Source organism: Pseudomonas sp. UBA2684, assembly GCA_002354655.1.
Lineage (GTDB): Bacteria > Pseudomonadota > Gammaproteobacteria > Pseudomonadales > Pseudomonadaceae > Aquipseudomonas.
Window position 1 is genome coordinate 135,317 of the sequence record DELY01000010.1, and the last position, 24,120, is coordinate 159,436.

Annotated in this window: 26 protein-coding genes; 10 read left to right on the plus strand and 16 right to left on the minus strand. The window is 64.4% G+C overall.

Going from position 1 to position 24,120, the window contains the following annotated elements:
• Positions 1–80: 80 nt before the first annotated feature.
• The 8 genes from rsd to B3M58_RS05610 form a co-directional block, all read right to left on the minus strand.
• Positions 81–557 (minus strand): sigma D regulator, encoded by a 477-nt coding sequence (rsd, locus tag B3M58_RS05575; RefSeq protein WP_296217574.1) that lies wholly within the window; start codon positions 555–557, stop codon positions 81–83.
• Positions 558–880: 323 nt separating this feature from the next.
• Positions 881–1,372, minus strand: coding sequence for a disulfide bond formation protein B (locus B3M58_RS05580; RefSeq protein WP_296217575.1), 492 nt, complete (start codon positions 1,370–1,372; stop codon positions 881–883).
• Between the two features lie 169 nt (positions 1,373–1,541).
• Positions 1,542–2,780, minus strand: coding sequence for a heme biosynthesis HemY N-terminal domain-containing protein (locus tag B3M58_RS05585; protein WP_296217576.1), 1,239 nt, complete (start codon positions 2,778–2,780; stop codon positions 1,542–1,544).
• Positions 2,777–3,928 carry a uroporphyrinogen-III C-methyltransferase gene (locus B3M58_RS05590; protein ID WP_296217577.1) on the minus strand — a complete coding sequence of 384 codons (1,152 nt, stop codon included), beginning with the start codon at positions 3,926–3,928 and terminating at the stop codon, positions 2,777–2,779. Before B3M58_RS05590 ends, B3M58_RS05585 begins: the two co-directional genes overlap by 4 nt.
• Positions 3,929–3,944: 16 nt before the next feature.
• Positions 3,945–4,718: a uroporphyrinogen-III synthase gene (locus tag B3M58_RS05595; protein WP_296217578.1), complete on the minus strand. Its 774-nt coding sequence runs from the start codon at positions 4,716–4,718 to the stop codon at positions 3,945–3,947.
• Positions 4,715–5,653: a hydroxymethylbilane synthase gene (gene hemC / locus B3M58_RS05600; protein ID WP_296217579.1), complete on the minus strand. Its 939-nt coding sequence runs from the start codon at positions 5,651–5,653 to the stop codon at positions 4,715–4,717. Before hemC ends, B3M58_RS05595 begins: the two co-directional genes overlap by 4 nt.
• 438 nt (positions 5,654–6,091) lie before the next feature.
• Complete coding sequence (locus B3M58_RS05605; RefSeq protein WP_296217580.1) at positions 6,092–6,838, minus strand: LytR/AlgR family response regulator transcription factor; 747 nt, start codon at positions 6,836–6,838, stop codon at positions 6,092–6,094.
• On the minus strand, positions 6,835–7,917 hold the full coding sequence (locus B3M58_RS05610) for a sensor histidine kinase (RefSeq protein WP_296217581.1): 1,083 nt from the start codon (positions 7,915–7,917) through the stop codon (positions 6,835–6,837). Before B3M58_RS05610 ends, B3M58_RS05605 begins: the two co-directional genes overlap by 4 nt.
• 254 nt (positions 7,918–8,171) lie before the next feature.
• On the opposite strand from B3M58_RS05610, the gene argH reads away from it, so the two are divergent.
• Positions 8,172–9,566: an argininosuccinate lyase gene (argH, locus tag B3M58_RS05615; protein WP_296217582.1), complete on the plus strand. Its 1,395-nt coding sequence runs from the start codon at positions 8,172–8,174 to the stop codon at positions 9,564–9,566.
• Positions 9,567–9,601: 35 nt separating this feature from the next.
• Here the strand turns inward: argH and B3M58_RS05620 are convergent, their stop codons facing one another.
• The gene (locus tag B3M58_RS05620) at positions 9,602–10,267 is read right to left on the minus strand and encodes a glutathione S-transferase family protein (protein WP_296217583.1); all 666 of its coding nucleotides are present in this window, start codon (positions 10,265–10,267) and stop codon (positions 9,602–9,604) included.
• A gap of 142 nt (positions 10,268–10,409) precedes the next feature.
• On the opposite strand from B3M58_RS05620, the gene B3M58_RS05625 reads away from it, so the two are divergent.
• The 3 genes from B3M58_RS05625 to B3M58_RS05635 all read left to right on the plus strand — a co-directional run bounded on the left by B3M58_RS05625 (position 10,410) and on the right by B3M58_RS05635 (position 14,094).
• Positions 10,410–10,688 carry a hypothetical protein gene (locus B3M58_RS05625; RefSeq protein WP_296217584.1) on the plus strand — a complete coding sequence of 93 codons (279 nt, stop codon included), beginning with the start codon at positions 10,410–10,412 and terminating at the stop codon, positions 10,686–10,688.
• Between the two features lie 144 nt (positions 10,689–10,832).
• Positions 10,833–11,078: a TIGR02647 family protein gene (locus B3M58_RS05630; protein ID WP_296217585.1), complete on the plus strand. Its 246-nt coding sequence runs from the start codon at positions 10,833–10,835 to the stop codon at positions 11,076–11,078.
• Positions 11,079–11,238: 160 nt separating this feature from the next.
• A complete protein-coding gene (locus tag B3M58_RS05635; RefSeq protein WP_296217586.1) occupies positions 11,239–14,094 on the plus strand; it encodes a class I adenylate cyclase in 2,856 nt (951 codons plus the stop codon).
• A gap of 11 nt (positions 14,095–14,105) precedes the next feature.
• Here the strand turns inward: B3M58_RS05635 and B3M58_RS05640 are convergent, their stop codons facing one another.
• The 5 genes from B3M58_RS05640 to B3M58_RS05660 all read right to left on the minus strand — a co-directional run bounded on the left by B3M58_RS05640 (position 14,106) and on the right by B3M58_RS05660 (position 17,248).
• Entirely contained in the window at positions 14,106–14,906 is an 801-nt protein-coding gene (locus B3M58_RS05640) for a lipase family protein (protein ID WP_296217587.1), read from the minus strand.
• 84 nt (positions 14,907–14,990) lie between these two features.
• Positions 14,991–15,398, minus strand: a complete 408-nt coding sequence (gene rnk, locus B3M58_RS05645; RefSeq protein ID WP_296217588.1) for a nucleoside diphosphate kinase regulator — start codon at positions 15,396–15,398, stop codon at positions 14,991–14,993.
• A gap of 119 nt (positions 15,399–15,517) precedes the next feature.
• Positions 15,518–15,694: a DUF1289 domain-containing protein gene (locus B3M58_RS05650; protein WP_296217616.1), complete on the minus strand. Its 177-nt coding sequence runs from the start codon at positions 15,692–15,694 to the stop codon at positions 15,518–15,520.
• A gap of 22 nt (positions 15,695–15,716) precedes the next feature.
• On the minus strand, positions 15,717–16,049 hold the full coding sequence (cyaY, locus tag B3M58_RS05655; RefSeq protein WP_296217589.1) for an iron donor protein CyaY: 333 nt from the start codon (positions 16,047–16,049) through the stop codon (positions 15,717–15,719).
• Between the two features lie 161 nt (positions 16,050–16,210).
• Complete coding sequence (locus B3M58_RS05660; RefSeq protein ID WP_296217590.1) at positions 16,211–17,248, minus strand: AraC family transcriptional regulator; 1,038 nt, start codon at positions 17,246–17,248, stop codon at positions 16,211–16,213.
• A gap of 131 nt (positions 17,249–17,379) precedes the next feature.
• Between B3M58_RS05660 and lptM the strand changes: the two genes are divergently transcribed.
• From lptM to B3M58_RS05690, 6 genes are all read left to right on the plus strand, one after another.
• A complete protein-coding gene (gene lptM, locus B3M58_RS05665; RefSeq protein WP_296217617.1) occupies positions 17,380–17,505 on the plus strand; it encodes an LPS translocon maturation chaperone LptM in 126 nt (41 codons plus the stop codon).
• 9 nt (positions 17,506–17,514) lie between these two features.
• Positions 17,515–18,762, plus strand: a complete 1,248-nt coding sequence (gene lysA / locus B3M58_RS05670) for a diaminopimelate decarboxylase (protein ID WP_296217591.1) — start codon at positions 17,515–17,517, stop codon at positions 18,760–18,762.
• Between the two features lie 5 nt (positions 18,763–18,767).
• Positions 18,768–19,598, plus strand: coding sequence for a diaminopimelate epimerase (dapF, locus tag B3M58_RS05675; RefSeq protein WP_296217592.1), 831 nt, complete (start codon positions 18,768–18,770; stop codon positions 19,596–19,598).
• A complete protein-coding gene (locus B3M58_RS05680) occupies positions 19,595–20,293 on the plus strand; it encodes a DUF484 family protein (RefSeq protein WP_296217593.1) in 699 nt (232 codons plus the stop codon). Before dapF ends, B3M58_RS05680 begins: the two co-directional genes overlap by 4 nt.
• A gap of 138 nt (positions 20,294–20,431) precedes the next feature.
• A complete protein-coding gene (gene xerC, locus B3M58_RS05685) occupies positions 20,432–21,328 on the plus strand; it encodes a tyrosine recombinase XerC (protein ID WP_296217594.1) in 897 nt (298 codons plus the stop codon).
• Positions 21,325–22,020 (plus strand): HAD family hydrolase, encoded by a 696-nt coding sequence (locus B3M58_RS05690; RefSeq protein ID WP_296217595.1) that lies wholly within the window; start codon positions 21,325–21,327, stop codon positions 22,018–22,020. Before xerC ends, B3M58_RS05690 begins: the two co-directional genes overlap by 4 nt.
• Before the next feature lie 238 nt (positions 22,021–22,258).
• On the opposite strand, the gene sutA is transcribed toward B3M58_RS05690, so the two are convergent.
• Positions 22,259–22,585 carry a transcriptional regulator SutA gene (gene sutA / locus B3M58_RS05695; protein ID WP_296217596.1) on the minus strand — a complete coding sequence of 109 codons (327 nt, stop codon included), beginning with the start codon at positions 22,583–22,585 and terminating at the stop codon, positions 22,259–22,261.
• Positions 22,586–22,819: 234 nt separating this feature from the next.
• Positions 22,820–24,070, minus strand: coding sequence for an ammonium transporter (locus B3M58_RS05700; RefSeq protein ID WP_296217597.1), 1,251 nt, complete (start codon positions 24,068–24,070; stop codon positions 22,820–22,822).
• Positions 24,071–24,120: the final 50 nt, after the last annotated feature.

The following is a 24,120-nucleotide window of genomic DNA, read 5'->3' on the forward strand; positions in this document are numbered from 1 at the left end:
CATTTACACCACGTAAACTGCGCTTTTTCGGCCGTTTTTGCCTTGTCTCGGCTGCCTCGCCTACATTTTTCAACGGCCCGCTAGAGCGCGGGGGCAGCAGCCTGCTGCTGATGGGCGTTGTGCAGCACTTCAATCAGGCAGTCTTCCAACTCGAAGCGCTCATGCAGCAATTGCCCCAAGCGCTTCAGCTCTTCACCCAACGACACGCTGTCGCGGCAATCGCCATTGTCACAGCGGTCGTTGAACGCCAGCGCGACCTCGGTGATCGCGTCGATGCGCGGGTAGATTTGCTTGGCCAGGTCAAGGCCGCGCTGATCGCCGAAGGCTTTGGCTTCGTTGGTCAACTGCTCGTAGACCTCGAAGTGCCCGGCGGACACATAGTCGACCAGAATTTCGCAGAATCTCTGCAAGGTCTGCGCATTGGCGCTGGGCGCCTGCGGGGAGTCGCTAATTGCCGCATAAGCGCCGATCAGCTCTTGGCGCTCCTGCAACCAGCGGTCAATCAGCAGGTGAACTCCACCCCAACGTTCCTGGGCGTTCTGACAACTCTCGAGCATGATGACCTCACTTCCCTTATCGGTATCTCTAGTTATACGTCCGATCCGAGACGGTTTTTTGTCAATCGGTACATGGTCTTGGGAAGACAGCCGCACAATGGCAACTTTCCGGCGGTGTATGCGGGCCAGATTATGCCCGCGGGCCGGTGCCATCAAGGCGCACGACCGAGAAAATTTCATACGAGCGTTTAATCGGCGCCCCGCACGGCGCTTGGCTTGTAGAAACGCCGGGTGACCTGACCCCAATCGCGACGCCACGCCGCCCTGCGCACGCGCTTGAGCATTACGCGCTCGCTCAGAATGCCGGCCTGGCCCGGTAACGATCAGGCCCGACGCAGCAACTGGAATACGCCAAACAGCAACATGGCGACGAAACCGAGCAGGCTCCACTCCGGGATGCTCATGCCGAACAGCGTCCAGCTGACCTCGGCGCAATCGGCCGAACCATGCAGCACCATGCGTACGATGTCCTGAAACGGCAGGGCTTCCATCATGTAGTCGAGGCTCGGCAAGCAGGCCGGCAACTGATCCGCGGGCACGCTCTGCAACCAAATTTGCCGGCCGGCGGTCGCCGCGCCGGCGGCGGCAAAGAGTAGCGCCCCCAGGGCATAGACACGCCGGCCCGTACGCCCGGGCGCATGCAGGGCGGCGAGCAGGCAGACCAGGCCAAAGCCGATCACGCAGACCCGCTGCACCACGCACAGGGGGCACGGCTCCAGACCGACCACATGTTCCAGGTAGAGGGCTGCGCCCATCAGCACCAGACAACCGACGAAAGCGAGGAGAAACAACGAACGAGGGCTGGCCAAAGGCATGGCGGCTCCGAGGGAGGTGGCGAAGGCGCTTACGGTAGTGGAAAGCGCCGTGGCCTTTCAAGGCAAATGGCCTGGGTAGAGCGGCTAGCCATCCGCCGAAATACGCCATGCGTCGCGCCACACGGGCTGCCTGGGGCAATCCGCCGCAGGCAGCACCGGCGCCTGGCGATTAGTGCGCGACCGCAACCGGCACGCCGCACAAACGCTGGTCGAGCAAACCCAGGCCTTCCTGGAACAGGCGATTGCTCTGTTCCACCTCGCCCAATTGCGCCAGCAGGCGTGCCAGCTCGGCGCAGGTTTCCGGGTGGCGCTGGAAAGCCAGGCTGCTTTCGAAATACGCCTTGGCCTTGCCCCACAGCTGATTCTGCAAGCACAGGCGCCCCAGCGTCAGCAGCAGGCCGGCGTCCTCGGGATGCTGTTTCAACCAGCCCTCGGCCGCCTCCAGTTGGCGCGCCGGATCGCGGCCCCGGAGCAAGCCGTAGAGGCGCACCAGATGGCTGTCATAGCTGCGCTTCAAGGCCGCATGCAGCAACGCTTCGGCCTCGCCTTCGGCGCCCAGCCGGCGTAACTGCTCGGCATACACCCCGAGCAATTGCGGCTCGTGGCGCTGCGCCGAGGAGAGCTGCTGCCAGGCGTGGGCCAGGCTGCTCAGCGCCGTTTCGCTAGCGCCTTCGTCCTGCCCGATGGCCATCAGGCGCCCACGCCAGGCCTGCCGCTCCAACTCGGCCAGTTCGGCATCACCTAGGGCTTTTTCCTTGCGTAACTCCGGCAACAGGCCAAGCAACGCCGACCAATCGCCGCGTTGCAGGTACAACTGCTGCAACTGGCGCAGTACCAAGTGATGGCCCGGATGGCGTTCGCGCATGGCCTGCAGAGTGTCCAGCGCCGCGTCAGCCTGGCCGCGCGCCAGTTGCAACTCGGCATGGGTCAGGGCAACGGCCAACTCGGCCTGCGGCTGACGATTGAGCGCCTGCTCCAGCAAGCCATCGCTGTCTTGATGCTGCCCCAGGTGATGGGCGGCGCGGGCGGCGCCCAGGTAATACATCAGCGGTTGCGGCTCGTCTTCGGCGGCTCGGCGCAGGTGGCGCAACGCACGCGCCCAGCGGCCCTCGGCCAGATCGAGAAAGCCCAGCTCGGCAGCCAGGCGTACGCGCCGACGACGATGCAGGCGCGACCACGGATTGACCAGGCCACCGGAGGTGATCATCAAGCGCAGCGCCAGCCGCAGCAGGTACGCCAGTAGCCATACCACCGCGACCAGGGCGAGGAAGGCCCACAGGCTGGATTCATAGCGAAAGCCTGGGTAGGCGAACAGGACGTATCCCTTGTGTTCGGCGATGACCAGGCCAAGCAACGCCAGGCCTGCGGCAACCACCAATACGGCAAGCAGCAGATAGACGCGCTTCATGGGCGGGCGTCCTCCACCGGCGGCGTTGCCACGGGTGCCTCAGGCTCAGCCTGTTCGCGCGTGCGTTGCTTGCGCTGGATATAGGCCTGCACGGCACTCAGCGATTGACTCAGGTCCGGCGCGGCCACCTCGATCGGCTGCTCGACCAGCTCATCGATGCGCGCGCGCAAGGCGCGGCTATCCGGGTTATCCAGGTTGAAATGCGCATCCAGCACCTCGCGCGCCTGTTGCAGCGCCTGCCGGTAGACCTGGGTCTGACCATGCAGCGCCGCCCATTGCGCTTGCTCCAAGGCCAGACTGAGGGCCAGGCGGACTTGCGTCAGGCTCTGCCCAGCAAGCAGCGGACGCACATTCTGGTCGGCGTTGAAATCGATGCGGAAATACTGCGACAGAGTCGCCAGCCATTCGCTCCACCAACTGCTGCCATCGCCTTGCGCCGCATAATCGCCGAGCACCCCGCCTTGGCTGACGAACGCCGGGGGCAAGGTGTTCAACTGCGCTACCTGCGCCCGTAGGGCACCCAGTTGCAGGAACAACCCAGTACGGTCGGGGTTCTCGGTGGTGCGCAGCGCTTCCAGGCTCTTGGCCAACTGCTCGCGGGCCGCGAATGCGGCGGGGTCATCCTGATCACGAAGGATTTCGTCGGCGCCCTGCACCAAGGCCTCGGCACTGTTGATGTCCTGTAACGCCGAGAGACGCAGACTGGCCAGACGCAACAGGTGCTCGGCCTCGGCCAAACGCCAATCCTGGCGGCTGGCACCGAGCACGGTTTCCAGGCGCTGATTGAGCAGTTGCTGGTCGCCTTGCAGCTGTGCGACCAGGCGCCTCCGGGTTTCCAGCTCCTCGGCCGTTGGCAGTTGCGCCAGACGCTCGCTCAGGCCCTGCGCGCCTTGCGCCAGGGTCGCGGTTTCGCTGCGGGCCGCCTCCAGCAGGCCGAGCTGTTGCTGATCGCGGGCCTCCAGGCCACGCACCTGCCACACGCCCCAACCACCAACCGCGACGCCGGCCGCGCCCAGCAGCAGCGCCAACATGGCCAGGCCATTGCCGCGCGATGCCGCTTTAGCCGAGGCGGCGACTGGCGTAGCCGCGGCGCCAGAAGCCGGTGCATCCTGCACGGATTGCTCTTTCGGAGAAGTCGCTTCGCTCACGTATCCATCCTTTGCATCAGAGGTCGGGGGCAGCCTGCGTGTGCAACGCCGCCAACAACGCCGCGGCATTCGCGCCACGGCAGTCCACAACAAGCTCGGCGCCCGCAGCGCGCGCCTGCTCGGCGACACGCGGGCTGGGTACGAACAAGGGTAGTCGAGCCAACCGTGGCCACTCTCCAGCGGCCAGTTGCAGCAAATGACTAAAACCTTGCCCACTGCTGACCACCAGGCCATTCAAGCGTTCCGCACGCACCCGCTGGGGCAGCAGCGCCGGCGGGTATTCCGGCAACCTACGGCGATAGAGTGCCAGATCGTCGACCTGCACGCCTTGGCCGCGCAAACGCTCGGCGAGTAACTCTCGGCCACCCTCGCCGCGCAGCATCAGCACCCGCGGGGCCACTGCCGCCGCCAGCGCCTGCTGCAATTGCGGCAGCGCCAGCAAGGCTTCGCTGTCGTCCGCCTGACTGGGGAAGCAAACGCTCAGGCCGTAGCCACCGAGAATTTCGGCAGTCGCCGCGCCGACGCTGAACCAGGGTTGCTCCGCCAGCGGCTGCGGCCAGTGCCGAGCGAGTAATTCAAGGCCCAAGCGTGCGGCCGGTTTGCTGACCACAATTACCGCGCAGTAGCGATCCAGCTCGCAGATGGTCGCTCGCTGCGCCGGGGTTTCTGCCAGCGGCTCGATCGCCAGCAGCGGCAAACTGCTGCTGTAGATGCCGCGTTCGGCCAACGCCGCGGCCAACGCCGGGCATTCTTCGGCCGGGCGCGTCAGCAGCAAACGCCACTGATTCACTCGTCAGCCGCCTCGCCGTACACCGCTTGCAGGATGTCGGCGGCGCCTTGCGCCAGCAGGGCTTCGGCGACATGCACGCCAAGCTGTTCAGCGCTGCTGGCCGGGCCGCGACTCTGCGCACGCAGCAGCAGCCCACCATCCGGCTGACCGACCAACCCGCGCAGCCATAGCTGTTCGCCTTCGAGCACCGCATAACAGGCAATCGGCACCTGGCAACCCCCGTTCAGGTGCTTGTTCAGGGCACGCTCTGCGGTCACTCGCAGCGCCGTATCGGCATGGTGCAATGGCGCCAGCAGCGCATGAATTTCCGCATCGGCGGTGCGGCACTCGATGCCGACCGCGCCTTGCCCGCCCGCCGGCAGGCTGTCATCGACGCTGATCGAGGCGCGGATACGGGCGGCGAAACCGAGGCGGATCAAGCCAGCGGCGGCAAGGATGATGGCGTCGTATTCGCCGGCATCCAACTTGGCCAGACGGGTATTGACGTTGCCGCGCAGGAACTGGATTTTCAGGTCCGGGCGACGCGCCAGCAGCTGTGCCTGGCGGCGCAGGCTGGAGGTGCCGACCACGCTGCCGGCAGGCAGCGCGTCGAGGCTGGCGAAGGTGTTGGAGACAAAGGCATCGCGCGGGTCTTCACGCTCGCAGATGCAGTACAGGCCGAGGCCGGACGGGAAGTCCATCGGCACATCCTTCATCGAATGCACGGCGATGTCGGCGTCGCTTTCCAGCAGCGCGGTTTCCAGCTCCTTGACGAACAAACCCTTGCCGCCGATTTTCGCCAGCGGCGCATCGAGCAGTTTGTCGCCACGGCTGACCATCGGCACCAGGCTGACCTGCAAACCGGGATGCGCTTGCTCCAGACGGGCTTTGACGTGCTCGGCCTGCCACAGGGCCAGGGCGCTCTTACGGGTGGCAATGCGAATTTCGCGAGACATGGGGCAATTCCAGAAAACGAACTGCCGGGGATAATAACAGGCTCACATGCCCTGAGCGGATAGCCACGCAGGCAGCCCGGACGAGTGCCGAGCTGCCTGCGCCTGAGTTAGCGGCCTGTTAGGGTCTGTTGCCGTTTCATTCGCGGTCGCGCCGGAGCCTGTTTTTGCGCGAGGCAAGGGCCGCGCCCGCTCCCGGCGGGCTTGCGGCATTTCCCACATCCATGTGGGTCACACAGACGCGAAGTTTGGTTGTTCCAAATGAGCGTCGAGAAACGCCGCATCGCGCAAAAACAGGCCCGGCCCCGTGGGTTGCGCGGGAAATGGCCCCCCGCTGTTGTTGCAGGACTTGGTAAGGGAATAGCCATTACCTGCGTCCTGCGCCTAACCGGGGGGCCATTTCTCGCAGCAACGCGCCTCGCGATGAAACGGCAACAGACCCTATAGGTTATGCATCAACTTGCGCACCCCGGCCACGTGCCGCCGGCTGACGATCAGCGCCTCGCCATTCATGCCCTTGAGGAACAGCTGGAAGTGCCCGAGCGGCGTGCGCTGCAAGCGCTCAATGCGCTCGCGAGCCACCAGGGCATTGCGGTGGATACGCACGAAGCGGTCGCCGAACTCGTCTTCCAACGCCTTCAGCGGTTCGTCCAGCAGCACCTCGCCGCCTTCGTGACGCAGCGTCACGTACTTATGGTCGGCGATGAAATAAATAACGTGATCGAGCGGAATCAGCTCGATGCCTTTGCGCGTCCGCGCACTGATGTGGCTGCGTGGACCGCCGCCGCTTTCCGCCGCAGGACGGGTCAGCGCCGCCAGTTGCACACGGTTCGGCCGCTCGGCTTTTTTCAGCGCCTCGCTGAGATTTTCCGGGCGCACCGGCTTGACCAAATAGCCGACCGCACTGACTTGAAAAGCCTCCAGGGCAAACTCGTCATGGGCGGTGCAGAAAATTACCGCGGGCGGCGCTTCACGCTCGCAGAGCTTGGCGGCGACCTGCAAACCATCCAGGCCGGGCATGCGGATATCCAGCAACACGACATCCGGTTTCAGGCTGTCGATCAAGGTCAACGCCTCTTCGCCATTGCTCGCGGCCGGCTCCAACACGCGATAGCCCTCAAGCTCGCCGACCATGCGGATCAGGCGCTCGCGGGCAAGTGGTTCGTCATCGACGATCAGGACATTCATAGTGCTCTGGCTTCCTGCGTGAGTCTCGCACAAGGATAGCGTAGACAGGTGAAATGGCGGCCGTCACGGCGCTCCACGCTGAGACTGGCCTGCGGCCCGAAAAGTGCCGCAAGGCGTGCATCTATATTGCCCAGCGCTTGGTGCGTGCCGCGCGAAGGCTGCTGCTCGCCGGGTTCCTCATAAGGATTGCTGACGCACAGGTTGAACACCCCATCGGTATAACTCGCGTCGACCCGCACCAGGCCACCCTCGATGCGCGGTTGGATGCCATAGATCAAGGCATTCTCCAGCAAAGGTTGCAACGTCAATTGAGGGATCGGCAGATCATGCGGCACATCGGCGACCTCCCACTGCAACTGTAGTCGTTCGCCGAGGCGATAGTGCTCGATCGATAAATATCGTTTTGCCAGCTCCAGCTCCTCGCTCCAGGCCACCAGGCTGCCGGGCTTGGCCAGGCTGGCGCGAAACAGATCGGACAAATCCAGTACCGCCTGCTCGGCCTTGTATGGGTCGAGCACCACCAGGCTGGCAATGCTGTTCAGGCTGTTGAACAGGAAGTGCGGGCGAATCCGCGCTTGCAGCGACTCGATACGTGCACGCAGCTCCGCCTGCTCCTGCCGCCGCCATTGGCTCTGCAGATAGAAATAGCGTAGCAGCAGCGCCGACATGATCAGGCTGATCAACGCGTGGCGCAGGTACAGATTGACCTCACCCTCGCGCGGCAGCGGCCCGCCGAGGTCGTAATAATCGGCCACCGCGGTGCAGGCCAGCGCCAGACCGACCACCATCGCACAGCACAGGCAGCCGGCCAGCGCCGCCCGCATACGCGCCATCAACGGCCGCAAGCGGCAGAGCAGCGCCGCCGACAGCAGCACGATCCACTGCACGAACAGCGACGTCAGGGCCAAGCGCACCCAGTCGAACCCCGGCAACATCGGCTCGGACAGCACCAGCACCAGCACCAGCAACTCGGCGAGCAGCACCATGCTCAGCAACGCTTCTGGCTGGCACAGCTCGGGGACGAAGAAGTCGTCGACCAGGACCGCGGTATTTTTAGTGTTGAACCATTGAGTATGCATCGGCGCAGTTTCCGCGCGGCCCGCCAAACCGGCAAGCGGGCCAGCTCTGGCCGGGCAAAATAAACCGCTCAAATGCCGTGCAACCGGCAAATCTGTGATCGGCGCAACACTGCCCAGACCGTCGGCAGTGGCAGCGGCCGACAAACCGACGCGGCGATTTTGCCCGCCACCCTGTTATTATCGGCAGACTTTTTCCGCCACGCTGGCCGCCACCTGCGGCCCGCCTGTTTTAGCGCACCAGCCGAGCGAAACCCATGAGCACTGAAAAGACCAACCAATCCTGGGGCGGCCGCTTCAGCGAACCCGTCGATGCCTTTGTGGCCCGTTTTACCGCCTCGGTCGAATTCGACAAGCGCCTGTATCGCCACGACATCATGGGCTCCATCGCCCACGCCACCATGCTGGCCAAGGTCGGCGTGCTGACAGACGCCGAGCGCGACAGCATCGTCGCCGGCCTGACGCAGATTCAGAGCGAGATCGAAGCCGGCCAATTCGACTGGCGCGTCGACCTGGAAGACGTGCACATGAACATCGAAGCGCGCCTGACCGACCGCATCGGCGTGACCGGCAAGAAGCTGCACACCGGCCGCAGCCGTAACGACCAGGTGGCTACCGATATCCGCCTGTGGCTGCGCGACGAGATCGACTTGATCCTCGCCGAGATCACCCGTCTGCAACAGGGCCTGCTGGAGCAGGCCGAGCGTGAAGCGGCGACTATCATGCCCGGCTTCACCCACCTGCAAACCGCGCAGCCGGTAACCTTCGGTCATCACCTGCTGGCCTGGTTCGAGATGCTCAGCCGCGATTACGAGCGCCTGGTCGACTGCCGCAAGCGCACCAACCGCATGCCGCTCGGCTCGGCCGCGCTAGCCGGCACCACCTACCCGATTCAACGCGAAATCACTGCACAGTTGCTGGGTTTCGACGCCGTTGGCGGCAATTCACTGGATGGTGTTTCCGATCGCGACTTCGCCATCGAATTCTGCGCCGCGGCGTCCTTGGCGATGATGCACCTGTCGCGCTGCTCCGAAGAGCTGGTGCTGTGGACCTCCGCGCAATTCCAGTTCATCGACCTGCCGGACCGCTTCTGCACCGGCAGCTCAATCATGCCGCAAAAGAAAAACCCCGACGTGCCGGAGCTGGTACGCGGCAAGACCGGCCGGGTATTCGGCGCGCTGATGGGCCTGCTGACCCTGATGAAGGGCCAGCCGTTGGCCTACAACAAGGACAACCAGGAAGACAAAGAACCGCTGTTCGACGCCGCCGACACCCTGCGCGATTCGCTGCGCGCCTTTGCCGACATGATCCCGGCGATCAAGCCCAAGCACGCGATCATGCGTGAAGCGGCGCTGCGCGGTTTCTCCACCGCCACCGACCTGGCCGACTACCTGGTCCGCCGCGGCCTGCCGTTCCGCGACTGCCACGAAATCGTCGGCCACGCGGTGAAATACGGCGTGGACAGCGGCAAGGACCTGGCCGAAATGAGCCTCGACGAACTGCGCCAGTTCAGCGGCGAGATCGAGCAGGACGTCTTTGCCGTGTTGACTCTGGAAGGCTCGGTGAATGCCCGCGACCATATCGGCGGCACCGCACCGAATCAGGTCCGCGCCGCCGTGCAACGCGGCCGGGCGCTGCTAGCAGACCGCTGAGTCGTACTGCGCGGCGCGCCCTGCGCCGCGCCTGCTCACCCTTTCGCCTGAGCCTGAACCAGCGCCAGGAAGCCCGGCATATCGGCTTCCTTGTCGGCGGCGATCTGCTGTACGTGGGGGTTTTTATTGAGCAGCACCAGCAGATCGCGGGCCACGGAGAAATCGCCCAGCAAATCCAGGTTGAACAGCTTTTTCGCCACCACGCAGGCCAGGTCGACGCTGTAGAGAAAGTAGATATCGGCCAGGCTGAAACTGTCGCCCGCGACGTAAGGAGTGAAGCGGCCGTGGCGCTTGAGCGTGGCGATGCCGGCGAGCAGCTCGGCTTTGCAGCGGGTTTTCAGGGCGTCGGGAATCTCCATGCCGAAAAATGCCTGGGGGTAACCCAAACGCGCCGGCAATTCGATGTACAGCTCGATTTCCTTCATCAGCGCCCGCACCTGGGCGCGGGCAAACGGTTCGGCCGGCAACAGCGGCGTACCGCCAGCGCACTCCTCCAGGTAATCGAGGATCGCGCTGGTCTCATTGATGAACCCCTGCTCGACACCGAGCACCGGCACCTTGCCACGCGGGCTGATGCTGAGAAACTCATCACTCTGGTTACCGTGCAGCGTGATCACCTCAAATGCCAAGCCTTTCTCCAGCAGGGCCAACTTGACCATATTGAAGTAATTGCTGACTGCGAATCCGTACAGTTTGAACATGGTGGCAGGCTCCAGGCCGGCGAAGGGGTACTCAGAGTTATAGACCCCCGCAGGCCGACCCAGCCAGTCGCATCAGACCAGTGAATGGCGCGGCTGGCAGCGCGCTGGCACACTGCGCCTTCACTCCGCGGATAAGCCCTCCATGACTGAACACGACAACCCCGAAGACGAAGCCTTTGCCGAAGACGCCCTGATCCAGGCCATCGAGAACCAGATCGAAGCGGGCGAGCCGCCTGCCGCCCTGGCCACGCAGAACAAACTGATGCTGGTTGGCTACGAGCGCGAAGAAATCCTGCAACTGATGGCGCTGGTGCTGGCCCACGAAATCAAGTGCATGCTCAGCGAAGACCGCCCATTCGACAGCGCCGCTTACGAGCAAGCCCTGCGCGCCCTGCCCGAGCTGCCGGAAGAAACACCGTGATACTGCGACGATAGTCGCTGAAGTCAGCGCGCTGCGCCGCGGCTCGCTACACTGCAAAGACCCGCTGCCGATTGATCCCCGCGGGGTGCCATCCTCCGGGCGCATGCAGTGCCCGGCCCATGACAACAAGAGCCCGGAGCACCTATGTCCTTTACCCCTGAGCTGATTGCTGAACTGGAACTTCTCGCGCTGTTCAACCTGGGCAACACCCAGGAAGGCCTCAAGGTTCATCATGTGGCCGCCCCACAAGCGATTGCCGCAGCCCAACGCCTGCATGCCAAAGGCCTGACCACCCAAACCGACGGCGGCTACCTGACCAGCCTGGGCCTGGATGCGGCGGAACATGCGCAAACCCTGCTAACCATCCTCAGCGTGACCGAAACCGCCTAACCGGCCGTCCTACGCCGACCGCCAAGGCGGCCGGCGAAACGGCCGCAGACGCACGCGCGACCCGGTCGAACCCGTCACGTGCGCCGTTTTCCCCATCGCCCCCTGCCCGCCGTCACGCCTGGCTGATAGTCTTGCCGCATTACCCCCGCAGAGCCTGCGCATGAGCCGCACCCAGGAAATCCGCCCGGATATCGACGACGGTATCGACCGCAAGGTGCTGGCGCAGCTGCGCGCGCGCTTTCTCAAGGTCAACAGCGGGCGTCTGGAGCGGGCCATGCAGGCGCTGTCGACACGTCAGCAGTTGGTCCTCAGGCTGTTGCCGCTGTTGTTCCACGTCAACCATCCGCTACTGCCCGGCTACATCTCCGGGCTAACACCCGCCGGGCTGAGCGGCTTCGAGCCGGACGACGAACTGCTCGCCGAGGCCCAGCGCCTGACCCGCTCCTTTGCTTACAAGGCGCGGCGCGGCAACCCGTCGCTGCCGATTCACGGGCTGTTTTTGATGGGCAGCCTGGGCACGGTGGCGCAGGCCGAACAGAGCGACATGGACCTCTGGGTGTGCCACGCACCCGACCTCAGCGCGCAGGAAATCGGCGAGCTGCGCAAGAAGTGCGACCAACTGGAAAGCTGGGCGGCGACCCAAGGCGCCGAAGCGCATTTCTTTCTGATCGACCCGGCGCGCTTTACCGTCGGCGACCGCGAGGCGCAGCTGACCTCCGACGACTGCGGCACCACCCAGCATTACCTGCTGCTCGACGAGTTCTACCGCACCGCGATCTGGCTGGCCGGGCGCACGCCGCTGTGGTGGCTGGTGCCGGTGTACGAGGAGCAGCGCTACCACGCCTACACCACCACCCTGCTGAGCAAGCGCTTTATCCGCGCCGAGGAGGTGCTCGACCTCGGCCATCTGGCGCACATTCCGCCGGGCGAATTCATCGGCGCCGGCATGTGGCAGCTGTACAAAGGCATCGAGTCGCCCTACAAATCGGTGCTCAAGTTGCTGCTCACCGAGGTCTACGCCAGCGAGCACCCCACAGTCGAGTGCCTGTCGCTGCGCTTCAAGCAGGCGGTATTCGCCAATCGCCTCGACCTCGACGAACTCGACCCCTACATAGTGGTGTACCGGCGCCTGGAGGAATACCTCACGGCGCGCGGCGAAACCGAGCGCCTGGAGCTGATCCGTCGCTGCCTGTACCTGAAGGTCAACAAAAAGCTCAGCCGCCCACCGCGCGACCGCCGTAAGAGTTGGCAGCGTCTGCTGTTGGAGCGCCTGACCGCCGACTGGCACTGGGATAGCCGGCAACTGGCGATGCTCGACAGCCGCAGCCAATGGAAGGTGCGCCAGGTCAGTGCCGAGCGCCGTGCACTGGTCAACGAACTGACCTACAGCTACCGCTTCCTGTCGCAGTTCGCCCGCAGCGAACAAGCCGGCAGCTCGCTCAACAGCCGCGACCTCGGCGTACTCGGCCGGCGTCTGTATGCCGCGTTCGAGCGCAAGGCCGGCAAGATCGAATTCATCAATCCGGGCATCGCCCCGGATCTCGCCGAAGACACCCTGACCCTGGTGCAATGCCCGAGCCCGGAAGCGCCCAACGAAACCCAGTGGGCGCTGTTCAATGGCAGCCTGGGGGCGCAGGAATGGCCCGACTTCGCGCCGCTCAAACGTGCCCGCGAGCTGATCGAGCTGCTCGCCTGGTGCCACCGCAACGGCGTGATCGACAGCAGCACACGGCTGTCGCTGCACCCCGGCAGCAGCGACCTGGGCGAATACGAGCTGTCCAATCTGCTCTCCAGCCTGCAGCAAGCGGTGCCCCTGCCCCTGGCAGCTGTGACTGAAACCGCGCTGCTGCAAGCCAGCACGCCGGGCACAGTGCTGCTCTTGGTCAACGTCGGCATCGACCCGCTCAAGCAGCACAGCCAGATGAACGTGCACATGACCACCGAGCGCATCGATGCGCTGGGCTATTCCGGCGTGCGCGAAAACCTGGTGCTGACCATCGATCAGGTCAGCCTGAACAGCTGGAACGAATTATCCATCAGCCGCTATGACGGCCCGCACGCGCTGCTCGATTGCCTGCGCGACTTCCTCAACAGCCTGCCGGCCAACGGCAACCCGCCAAACCTGCGCGTACGCTGCTTCTGCCGCAACCGCGCCACGGCCATCGCCGAGCGGGTCGAAGAGCTGTTCCGCGACACCTTGAGCAACTTTGGCAGCGCACGACGCAACCGCTACCTGCTGCAAATCAAACAGCAATACCACGTGCTGGAACTGACCCCGGGCCGGGTCAGCCATACGCCCCTGCACGACCTGTCGGCGCTGCTTGAACACCTCGGCGAGGAACAGCCGGATTACAGCGCGCTGCACCTCGACCGCAATGCCCTGGGAGGCGACGACCTGGCCTTGATCCTGCCGTTCGGCCGCCCCGACTGTATCCAGGTGTTCTACCGCCAGCACGAGGCCAGCGGCGAGGCCGAGTTGACCGTGCTCGATGAACACAACGCCCTGTGGCGCCAGCGCATGCCGTTTCGCGATGAGCAGAGCCTGCTGACGCCGCTGCAACGCTTCTTGCAATCCGTGCTGTACCGGCGCAACGCCCTGCTGCCGCTGGACACCCCGACGTCCCAGGCCGCGCTGGAGGTGCTGTTCTATCAGGTGCTGCCGCCAGCGCCGCTACGTGCGCAACGCCTGGAGCGCCGTCCGCCGCCACAATCGCCGATCAGCCATCCGTTCTATGACGTCCAAGCGATTGTCGAACCCACCGACGGCAAGCGCGTACACGTGACGCTGTACTGCAACCATCGCGAATTTTCCGAACTGGAATACGCCGGCGACCTGTTCGCCGCCGTCGCCCAGCACATCCTCGCGCAACGCTCGGGCGGCGAACGCTACCCCTGCTACATCACCGACCTCGACCTCTCCGCCGTCCTCGGCGAAGGCCACGCGCAGACCGTGCATTACCTGCGCTACAAGACCAAGCTGGAACAAGCGCTGAATATCGCCCTGCAAAAAGCCTGAGCCCTGAGGTACTAGCTACGCATCGGCGACTGCGGGTTCAGCAGGGCGTAGAGGTAGCAGTCCGCCAGGCTGTGATCGGCCGCTACGCCGGCGTAGCTGGCGGTAAAGGTGATTGCCAGACCGAGGTGCTGATAGATCCAGCGGCCGGTCACCCCAGGCGGCACCTGCGGGACCAGATCGCTGTCATTGACCAGGCGAAACGTCGGCACCTGCAACGCGTTGTAGTAGGCGGCGAAATCCGCAGCGGCGAGACGCGGGCTGGCGAAGTTGTAGTGCTGCAACGGCAGGTCCGGCCAGCGCTCGCGTACATCCAGCACCGCCAGACTCGACAGGGTGCAGCCCAGGCTGTGCCCGCAGACCCACAACGCAGCGTTCGGCTGCAAGCTGTCCACCGCTTGCAAGGCCAGATCGCGCAGCGAGGTATAGAGCTTGAGAAAGCCGTCATGCACCTGACCCACGCCGGCCTGCCACGGATAGCTACGCTGCTCGGCATCCAGGTCGTCAAGCCAGTCCTGCACCGTGTCGGTGCCGCGAAACACCAGGTACACCGCGCCCTGCGGATCGCGGGCAGCGAAACCAAATGGCTCCGATTCGTTAAGAAAATGCAGCTCGCTGAGAATGCTCCAGATCGGCGCCGAGAACTGCCAGCCGGCCAGCGCGGGCGGCTGCCAGGTGAAGTCCTGCGGCCGCCGGGGGCGGTCCTGGGTTTGCCATTGGGTGTACTGGTCATAAGCCGTACTGACCAATTGCGCGCACAACAGCGCTTGCGGCAAGACAAACGCTTCGGGGAAGTACAGCGGTAGACTGGGCATACAGGCCTCCGTGCCGGATCGACGATGCAGCCTACTCTAGACCATCGCGCCGAGCGCTGGCTGCCGATCGGCGCCGGGCGTTACTCAACGGCTGTATTCGCCCGCCGCCTCCGGCTGATATTCCACCGCCAGCAGGGTCAACTTCAGCACCTTGCCGCCGGGCGCGGCCCAGTCGATATGCTGGCCGACGCTCAAGCCCAGCAAGGCGCTGCCGACCGGCGCAAGGATCGAGACCTTGCCGTCGCCGCCGGCGTCCTGCGGGTATACCAGGGTCAGGTGGTAATCCTTGCCGCTGCTTTCCTCACGGCAATGCACCCGCGAATTCATGGTCACCACGCCAGCCGGCACCTCGTCGTGGCCGACCACTTCGGCACGGTCCAGCTCGGCTTGCAGGGCGATAGCGCCCGGGCCAAGGTCTTCCAGGCTGTCGAGCAAACGCTCTAAACGCTGCAAGTCGAGGCGGGTAATGGTGATCGACGGGGTACTGGTCATGGTGAACGCGAGTCTCCTTTGCTGGACGCGAAAAAAGCAAAACCCCGCTCTAGGTAGCGGGGTTTTGCGAAGCTTGGGCCGACCGTATCACAGCCGTTCAAATAAACAAGACCACTTGGTCAGCCCCGCGGTTGCCGCAAGCGCGCCTGGGCGTCGTGACAAATTATCCGCCGCCGCGGGCTGTCGGCCGTGCCCCATTCGAGGATTTCCGCCAGCACCCGACCGCAGCCCAGGCACATATCCCGGTCGTCCAGGCAGCACTCGCGGCGGCACGGCGAGGCGACCGTATCGGCCACCTCGCCAGGCCTATTGGCACGCTCAGAGCTCTTCGAATTCAAGGTCGGCGCCCGACTGTTCCAGGGTGATGCGCGCAAGCATCTCGCCCAGTTGTTCGTCGCTGCTGTCGCAGATCCAGCGGTCGCTGGCTTGATCGTAATCGAAGTGGAAGCCGCCGGAACGCGCCGCCAGCCAGAGTTGGCGCAGCGGTTCCTGACGGCTGAAAATCAACTGGGTGCCATTTTCGAAACGCACGGTCAGCACGCCAGCAGAATTTTCCAGATCGAGATCCAGGTCGCTGTCATCGAAAATGTCTTCCACCGCCTGCTGGGTGGCATCGACCAGATCGTGAAAGCGGGCTTCGGTCAAACTCATTGCGGGTAACCTCAAAAAATTCAGCTGCATCAAAAAGTGTCGAATCAGGCGTTGTGCGGCTGCCGTGAACGCCAGCACCAGCCCCAAAAGGCCGTATACAACGGGGCACATCAGCAGCCCGACACGGGTTTACCGCCACCTTCGGCCAACGCCAGAGGCATTTAGCCGAGCAGATGGCGGCGGTATTCACCGGGGCTTTGCCCAGTCCAGCGACGAAACGCGCGGGCCAGCGAACCAGGCTCGCTGAAGCCGACGAGAAAGGCGATTTCCGCCAGTTCCAGCGCCGGGTCGCGCAGATAATGCAGCACCAGTTGCTGGCGTGTCTCGTCCACCAGGTGGTTAAAGGATAACCCGGCTTCACGCAAACGCCGCTGCAAGGTGCGCGGACTGAGCGCCAACGCCGCGGCGATCAGCCTCAGGTCGGCACCGGATTCCGGCAACTGACGCGCCAGTTCCAGGCGCGCGCGATCGAGCACGCTGTGGCCTTGCTTGATTTCGTTGAGCAGCCGATCGGCGTAGGCGTCGAGCATCAGCCGCACCTGCACATCGGCCTGGCCGAGCGGCGCGGCCAGCAGGCGCTTGGGGAACACCAGCGCGTTATCGGCCTGGCCGAACAGCACCGGACAGCGGAATATCCGCTGATGCTCACGGGTATCGGGCGGTGCCGGGTGCTGAAAGCGCACCTCGGTCGGCGGAATATCCAGGCCACTGATCCAGTGGCCAAAGGTCACCCAGCCGGCCAGGGTTTCCTCGCTGAGCTGGCGTTGCTGCTGCGGCAACCACGGCTGCCAGCTGTGCGCCACCTGCGGTTCCAGGCCGGCGCGCGGTGGCTCGTCGGCCAGGTCGACGCGACCGAGGTTGCCGACCAACGCGGCATAGCGGGCCTGGCGATGCAGGGCGTCGGCGAGGGTCGCGCAACTCATGATCAGGTAGCCGAGCACGCCGTAATAACCGGGACGCACCGCTTCGCCCAGATGCAGACCAAGGGCGTCGTCGCCGCTCAGTTTGACACCCTGAGCGAGCAACTCCAGGTAGGTACTGGCGGCGATGCGCTGGTCACGCTGCGCGAGGATGTCCGCGCTCAGCTGGACCCGTGCAAGCAAACCGGCCGGTTCGACGCCGTGGCGCCCGAGGTAATCCAGCAACCCTTGCAGGTAGGCAACGGAAACCGAACTGGCGAGTGGTGCAGGGTTATCCATCCAGACTCCTTTTCGCTGACCCCATCGAGGCACGGGCAAAGCCCCGCCGGACGGGAATCCTGGCGCATAGGCAAGGCGCCGGGCGGTCGGTATACTCCGGCGCAATCATGCTTTATTACAAGGATTTCGCCATGAAGCGGCTGTTTACTGCCCTTGTCGCGCTCGTCGCCGTCACCGCCCTGCTCGCGGGTTGCGGCCAGAAAGGCCCGCTGTACCTGCCTGAAGACAGCCCCTCCGCACCCGCGCAAGCCGAATAAGGACGGGTTATGAACGCCTTCAACTACCGCGACGGCGCGCTGTTCGCGGAAGGCGTGGCCTTGTCCGCCATCGCCCAACGCTTCGGTACACCGACCTACGTCTACTCGCGTGCACACATCGAGGCGCAGTACCGCGCCTATGCCGATGCCCTGCAAGGCATGCCGCATCTGGTCTGCTTCGCCGTTAAAGCCAACTCCAATATCGGCGTGTTGAATGTCCTGGCGCGCCTCGGTGCCGGCTTCGACATCGTTTCCCGTGGCGAGCTGGAACGCGTGCTGGCAGCCGGCGGCGAGCCGGGCAAGATCGTCTTTTCCGGCGTCGGCAAGAGCCGCGACGACATGCGCCGCGCCCTGCAAATCGGCGTGCACTGCTTCAACGTCGAATCCACCGATGAGCTGGAGCGCCTGCAACTGGTCGCCGCCGAACTGGGCGTCAAGGCGCCGGTATCGCTGCGGGTCAACCCGGACGTCGACGCCGGTACTCACCCGTACATTTCCACCGGGCTGAAGGAAAACAAGTTCGGTATCGCCATCGCCGATGCCGAAACGGTCTACAGCCGGGCGGCCGCGCTGAGCAACCTGGAGGTGGTCGGTGTCGATTGCCATATCGGCTCGCAGCTGACCACCTTGCCGCCGTTCCTCGACGCGCTGGAGCGGCTGCTGGGGCTGATCGATCGCCTGGCCGAGCGCGGCATCCGTCTCAAGCACCTGGACCTCGGCGGCGGCCTCGGCGTGCAGTACCGCGACGAGCACCCCCCTTTGGCCGGCGATTACATCCAAGCGGTGCGCGAACGCCTGGCCGGCCGCGACCTGGCCCTGGTATTCGAGCCGGGCCGCTCGATCGTCGCCAACGCCGGCGTGCTGCTGACTCAGGTGGAATACCTCAAGCACACCGAACACAAGGACTTCGCCATTGTCGATGCGGCGATGAACGACCTGATCCGCCCGGCGCTGTACCAAGCCTGGATGGACGTGGTGGCGGTGCAGCCGCGCGACGGCGCCAGCCGCCCGTACGACATCGTCGGGCCGATCTGCGAGACCGGCGACTTCCTCGCCAAGGACCGCGACCTGGCCCTGGCCGAAGGCGACTTGCTGGCCGTGCGCTCGGCCGGCGCCTACGGCTTTGTCATGAGTTCCAACTACAACACCCGTGGCCGCGCCGCCGAGGTGATGGTGGATGGCGAGCAGGCCTTCGAAGTGCGTCGCCGCGAGACGCTCAGCGAACTCTTTGCGGGCGAAAGCCGCCTGCCGGAGTAACGCCGATGCTATTGCGCTTTACCAAAATGCACGGCCTCGGCAACGACTTCATGGTCCTTGACCTGGTCAGCCAGCACGCGCACATCCAGCCGAAAAACGCCAAGCAGTGGGGCGACCGCCACACCGGTGTCGGCTTCGATCAGCTGTTGCTGGTCGAACCGCCGAGCAACCCGGACGTCGACTTTCGCTACCGCATCTTCAACGCCGATGGCTCGGAAGTGGAGCAGTGCGGCAACGGTGCGCGCTGCTTCGCCCGCTTCGTGCTGGACAAGCGCCTGACGGTGAAAAAGCAGATCCGTGTGGAAACCAAGGGCGGCATCATCGAGCTGGACGTGCGCGCCGATGGGCAGATCAGCGTGAACATGGGCGCGCCGCGCCTGGTGCCCGCGGATATCCCGTTCCAAGCCGACCAGCAGGCGCTCAGCTACAGCGTTGCAGTCGACGGGCAAACGGTCGAGTTGGCCGCCGTGTCGATGGGCAACCCGCATGCCGTGTTGCGCGTCGACAGCGTCGACAACGCCCCCGTGCGCACCCTCGGCCCGCTGCTCGAACACCACCCGCGCTTCCCACAACGGGTCAACGTTGGCTTCCTGCAAATCGTCGACCGCCAGCGCGGCAAATTGCGCGTCTGGGAACGCGGCGCGGGCGAAACCCAGGCCTGCGGCACCGGCGCCTGCGCGGCGGCCGTGGCGGCGATCAGCCAGGGCTGGATGGATTCGCCGGTGCAGCTCGAGCTGCCGGGCGGCAAGTTATCCATCGAATGGGCAGGCCCAGGCCAGCCCGTTATGATGACCGGGCCCGCGGTACGCGTGTACGAAGGACAGGTTCGCCTATGACTGACCAGCAGGATTCGCCCAAGACACTCGACTCGGCCACGGTTGCGGCTTACCTGCGGCTGCACCCGGAATTCTTCATCGACCACGACGAGCTGATTCCCGAACTGCGCATCCCGCACCAGCGCGGCGACACCGTATCGCTGGTCGAACGCCAGGTGAAGCTGTTGCGCGAGCGCAATATCGAGATGCGCCATCGCCTCTCGCAGCTGATGGATGTGGCGCGCGACAACGACCGCCTGTTCGACAAGACCCGCCGCCTGGTGCTCGACCTGCTCGATGCCAGCAGCCTGGAAGAAGTGGTCAGCTGCGTTGAAGACAGCCTGCGCCGCGAGTTCCAGGTGCCCTTCGTCAGCCTGATCCTGTTCAGCGAAACCCCGCTGCCGGTCGGCCGCTCGGTCAGCAGCGCGGAAGCCCACCAGGCTGTCGGCGGCCTGCTGGCTGGGGGCAAGACCATCTGTGGCGTGCTGCGCAGCCACGAGCTGACCTTCCTGTTCGGCGAAAGCGAAGGCGCGCAAGTTGGCTCGGCCGCCGTGGTGGCCCTCTCATACCAAGGTCTGCATGGCGTACTGGCGATTGGCAGCGCCGATCCGCAGCACTACAAAAGCTCTCTGGGCACCCTGTTTCTCGGCTATATCGCCGAAGTGCTGGCCCGCGTCCTGCCGCGCTTCGCCACCCCGCTGCGCTCGGTGCGTTAGAACCGTTGCACACTTGAGCAAAGCGATACCCATCGCTGCCCGATAGCTTGCCGATGGGTTACGCGCCGCGCCAATATTGCTTAGTGTCTGCAATCTGCGCCGCAGAGCCCATCCTACGTGCACCCGCAGGGAGCTTCCATGCAAGACCTCCTGGACGCCTACCTCGAACACCTGCGTAGCGAGCGTCAAGTCTCCCTGCATACGCTCGACGGCTATAGTAGCGACCTCGGCAAGCTGCTGGCCTACTGCGAGCGCGAACAGCTCGGCACGTGGTCGGCGCTGGATACCGCGCGCTTGCGCCGGCTGGTCGCCCGCCTGAACCTGGAGGGGCAGTCCAGCCGCAGCCTGGCGCGCCTGCTCTCGGCCACCCGCGGCCTGTACCGCTACCTGATCCGCGAAGGCCACTGCCAGGCTGACCCCGCCAGCGGCCTGACCCCACCCAAGGGCGAGCGGCGCCTGCCGAAAACCCTGGATGCCGACCGCACCGCGCAACTGCTCGACGGCGCGGTGGAGGACGACTTTATCGCCCGCCGCGACCAGGCCATGCTGGAGCTGTTCTACTCCTCCGGCTTGCGCCTCTCCGAACTGGTCGGGCTGAACCTCGATGGCCTCGACCTCTCGGCCGGCCTGGTGCGGGTACTCGGTAAAGGTAGCAAGACCCGCGAGTTGCCCGTCGGGCGCATGGCCCGTCAGGCCCTGGAACAGTGGTTGCCGCTGCGCGCGCTGGCCAGGCCGAGCGATGGCGCGGTGTTTATCAGCCAACAGGGACGGCGTCTCGGTCCGCGTGCGGTACAGTTGCGCGTGCGCCAGGCCGGCGTGCGCGAACTGGGCCAGCACCTGCACCCACATATGCTGCGCCATTCCTTCGCCAGTCATATGCTGGAGTCCTCCCAAGACCTGCGCGCGGTGCAGGAGCTGCTCGGGCATGCCGACATCGCCACCACCCAGGTCTACACCCACCTGGATTTCCAGCACCTGGCCACGGTGTATGACAGCACCCACCCACGGGCCAAACGCAAAGGCAGTACCGAATGAGTATTCAGCTGATCACCTTCGACCTCGACGACACCTTGTGGGACGTGACGCCGGTGATGCAGGACGCCGAAGCGGCGCTGCGCAACTGGCTAGCGATGCACGCGCCACGCCTGGGCGCGGTACCGGTCGAACACCTGTGGGAGATCCGCGCCCACCTGCTGCACGCCGAGCCGGCACTCAAGCACCGCCTTAGCGAACTGCGCCGGCGCATCCTCTTCCATGCCCTGGAAGGCGCTGGCTACGCGCGGGGCGAGGCCGTGGCACTGGCCGAGGGCGGTTTTCAGGTGTTCCTTGCCGCGCGCCACCAGGTCGCGCTGTTCGCCGAGGTGCATCCGACCCTGGAAGCCCTGGCCAACCGCTATCAACTCGGAGTAATCACCAACGGCAACGCCGACGTACGCCGCCTGGGCCTGGCCGACTATTTCCAGTTCGCCCTCTGCGCGGAAGAACTGGGGGTCGGCAAACCCGATCCCAAACCGTTTCAGGAGGCGCTCAAGCGCGCCGGCGTCGCCGCCGAGCATGCCGTGCATATCGGCGATCACCCCAGTGACGACATCGCCGGGGCGCAAGCGGCGGGGTTGCGCGCGATCTGGTTCAACCCTCAGGGTAAACCCTGGGAGGCCACCACGCAGCCGCAGGCCGAGATCCGCAGCCTGGCCGAATTGCCGGCGCTGCTGAAGAGCTGGGCGTAACCACGGCAACCCACAGCACCTGGCGCACGCAACGGCGCTGTGCCAATTGCATGGTGCAAGAGCATTGCGACGACGCCCAAGGCACCTGATGCTGGGCTTCGCTCCGCCCAACGCCAACCTAGCGGATATGCGCCAGAGCATCGGTCGGCAGCCACGCTCCCAACCGTATGCAACACACGGTTGTGATGGCGCTAAAAAAACCCGCCAACGGGCGGGTTTTTCGTCTGCATAGGGGCGCTTAAATAGGGCGGCTGCCGTATTTGCTGTCCGGCTTCTTCGGTGGGTCGGACACCACATTGGGCTCGACCTCCTGCACCTTGCCACCGCGCGCGAGAAACTCTTCCATGGCACGAGCCAGAGCATCGCGCTCCTTCTGCTTGGCCTCAATGCTCGGCAAATCGTCGACATCGACCGCCGCCTTGGCCTTGGCTTTGCTCTTGCCGGTAACCACGACTTCATCGTCGCCGTCGTCGCCGCTGTCACCATCATCGGCGGCAGCCAGCTCCTCACCCTCGTCTTCGTCGGAACCTTCCAGCTCGTCTTGTTCCAGTTCTTCGTCGCTCATGTTCAACCTCATGACTTGCGAAAAGCAGGTTAGTTATAGCCCAGCTGCGCACGCTTTCGTATGCCGCTGGAAAAAATTCAAATGACCTTACCTGGCAGCGTCGCCAGCCATTCCCTGCGCCGGCCCGGACGCACACAGTCCGCTCCGGTAAATGTGCTCACGGCGCGCATTCTAGCGCGCTGTCAGAAAAAACAAAGGGCGCCCTTAGGCGCCCTCGCTTTAAATCGCCGGGAATCAGTTTTTAGTGAATTCCGGATAGGCTTCCATGCCGCACTCGGCGATGTCCACGCCTTCGTACTCTTCTTCCTCGGTGACCCGCAGGCCGATCACCAACTTGATGATGGACCAGACGATCAGGCTGCAGACGAAGACCCACGTGAAGATCGCGCCGATACCCAGCAACTGGGCACCCAGGCTCGAATCGCCGTTGGTCAGGCACACCGCCAACAGGCCCCAGATGCCGACTACACCGTGTACGGAAATGGCACCGACCGGGTCGTCGAGTTTCAGCTTGTCCAGACCCAGAATCGAGAACACCACCAGCACGCCACCCACGCCACCGATCAGGGTGGCCTGCAGCGCACTCGGCGTCAGCGGTTCGGCGGTAATCGCCACCAGACCGGCCAAAGCACCGTTGAGCGCCATGGTCAGGTCGGCTTTACCGAACAGGATGCGCGCCACGATCAGCGCCGCGATCAAGCCGCCGGCAGCCGACATGTTGGTGTTGACGAACACCTGAGCGACGGCGTTGGCGTCTTCGATGGTGCTCATCTTCAACTGCGAACCACCGTTGAAGCCGAACCAGCCCATCCACAGGATGAAAGTACCCAGGGCCGCCATCGGCAGGTTGGCGCCAGGAATGGCGTTGACCTGACCGTTGGCGCCGTACTTGCCTTTACGCGCACCGAGCAGCAACACACCGGCCAGAGCAGCGCTAGCACCGGCCATGTGGACCACGCCGGAACCGGCGAAATCAAGGAAACCGGCCTCGTTGAGGAAGCCCGAACCCCACTTCCAGAAGCCTTGAACCGGGTAGATGAAACCGGTCATGACCACGGCAAAGGCGAGAAACGCCCACAGCTTCATGCGCTCGGCCACCGCACCGGAAACGATCGACATACAGGTCGCGGCGAACACCACCTGGAAGAAGAAGTCGGAGCGTGCCGAGTAGTAAGGGGCATCGTCGCCGCCGGCAAGTACCGACTCGACGCTGTTCTCGTCACCGATCAGGAAACCCAGGCTTGGCAGGATGCCGCCTTCCGGGCTGGAGTACATGATGTGGTAACCGATCACCAGGTACATGATGCTGGCCACCGCATACAGCGCGATGTTCTTGGTGAGGATTTCCGTGGTGTTCTTTGCGCGCACCAAGCCGGATTCGAGCATGGCAAAACCCGCCGCCATCCACATCACCAGGGCACCGCAAATCAGAAAGTAGAAGGTATCGAAGCCATACTGCAATGCAGTCAATGCTGTGTTGTCCATGATTCACCTCTTGCCGTCGCGCTTTTATAGCGCTGTTCGGTTAAGGCGCC

Excerpts from the sequence above, each read along its gene's own strand:
- B3M58_RS05680 (WP_296217593.1), top strand. The coding sequence starts at position 19,595 with ATGACTGACCAGCAGGATTCGCCCAAGACACTCGACTCGGCCACGGTT.
- B3M58_RS05700 (WP_296217597.1), bottom strand. The coding sequence starts at position 24,070 with ATGGACAACACAGCATTGACTGCATTGCAGTATGGCTTCGATACCTTC.
- B3M58_RS05660 (WP_296217590.1), bottom strand. The coding sequence starts at position 17,248 with ATGGATAACCCTGCACCACTCGCCAGTTCGGTTTCCGTTGCCTACCTG.
- sutA (WP_296217596.1), bottom strand. The coding sequence starts at position 22,585 with ATGAGCGACGAAGAACTGGAACAAGACGAGCTGGAAGGTTCCGACGAA.
- rnk (WP_296217588.1), bottom strand. The coding sequence starts at position 15,398 with ATGACCAGTACCCCGTCGATCACCATTACCCGCCTCGACTTGCAGCGT.
- B3M58_RS05620 (WP_296217583.1), bottom strand. The coding sequence starts at position 10,267 with ATGTTCAAACTGTACGGATTCGCAGTCAGCAATTACTTCAATATGGTC.
- rsd (WP_296217574.1), bottom strand. The coding sequence starts at position 557 with ATGCTCGAGAGTTGTCAGAACGCCCAGGAACGTTGGGGTGGAGTTCAC.
- B3M58_RS05635 (WP_296217586.1), top strand. The coding sequence starts at position 11,239 with ATGAGCCGCACCCAGGAAATCCGCCCGGATATCGACGACGGTATCGAC.
- lptM (WP_296217617.1), top strand. The coding sequence starts at position 17,380 with ATGAAGCGGCTGTTTACTGCCCTTGTCGCGCTCGTCGCCGTCACCGCC.
- cyaY (WP_296217589.1), bottom strand. The coding sequence starts at position 16,049 with ATGAGTTTGACCGAAGCCCGCTTTCACGATCTGGTCGATGCCACCCAG.
- B3M58_RS05610 (WP_296217581.1), bottom strand. The coding sequence starts at position 7,917 with ATGCATACTCAATGGTTCAACACTAAAAATACCGCGGTCCTGGTCGAC.
- dapF (WP_296217592.1), top strand. The coding sequence starts at position 18,768 with ATGCTATTGCGCTTTACCAAAATGCACGGCCTCGGCAACGACTTCATG.
- xerC (WP_296217594.1), top strand. The coding sequence starts at position 20,432 with ATGCAAGACCTCCTGGACGCCTACCTCGAACACCTGCGTAGCGAGCGT.
- argH (WP_296217582.1), top strand. The coding sequence starts at position 8,172 with ATGAGCACTGAAAAGACCAACCAATCCTGGGGCGGCCGCTTCAGCGAA.
- hemC (WP_296217579.1), bottom strand. The coding sequence starts at position 5,653 with ATGTCTCGCGAAATTCGCATTGCCACCCGTAAGAGCGCCCTGGCCCTG.
- B3M58_RS05625 (WP_296217584.1), top strand. The coding sequence starts at position 10,410 with ATGACTGAACACGACAACCCCGAAGACGAAGCCTTTGCCGAAGACGCC.
- lysA (WP_296217591.1), top strand. The coding sequence starts at position 17,515 with ATGAACGCCTTCAACTACCGCGACGGCGCGCTGTTCGCGGAAGGCGTG.
- B3M58_RS05580 (WP_296217575.1), bottom strand. The coding sequence starts at position 1,372 with ATGCCTTTGGCCAGCCCTCGTTCGTTGTTTCTCCTCGCTTTCGTCGGT.
- B3M58_RS05690 (WP_296217595.1), top strand. The coding sequence starts at position 21,325 with ATGAGTATTCAGCTGATCACCTTCGACCTCGACGACACCTTGTGGGAC.
- B3M58_RS05630 (WP_296217585.1), top strand. The coding sequence starts at position 10,833 with ATGTCCTTTACCCCTGAGCTGATTGCTGAACTGGAACTTCTCGCGCTG.
- B3M58_RS05585 (WP_296217576.1), bottom strand. The coding sequence starts at position 2,780 with ATGAAGCGCGTCTATCTGCTGCTTGCCGTATTGGTGGTTGCCGCAGGC.
- B3M58_RS05640 (WP_296217587.1), bottom strand. The coding sequence starts at position 14,906 with ATGCCCAGTCTACCGCTGTACTTCCCCGAAGCGTTTGTCTTGCCGCAA.
- B3M58_RS05605 (WP_296217580.1), bottom strand. The coding sequence starts at position 6,838 with ATGAATGTCCTGATCGTCGATGACGAACCACTTGCCCGCGAGCGCCTG.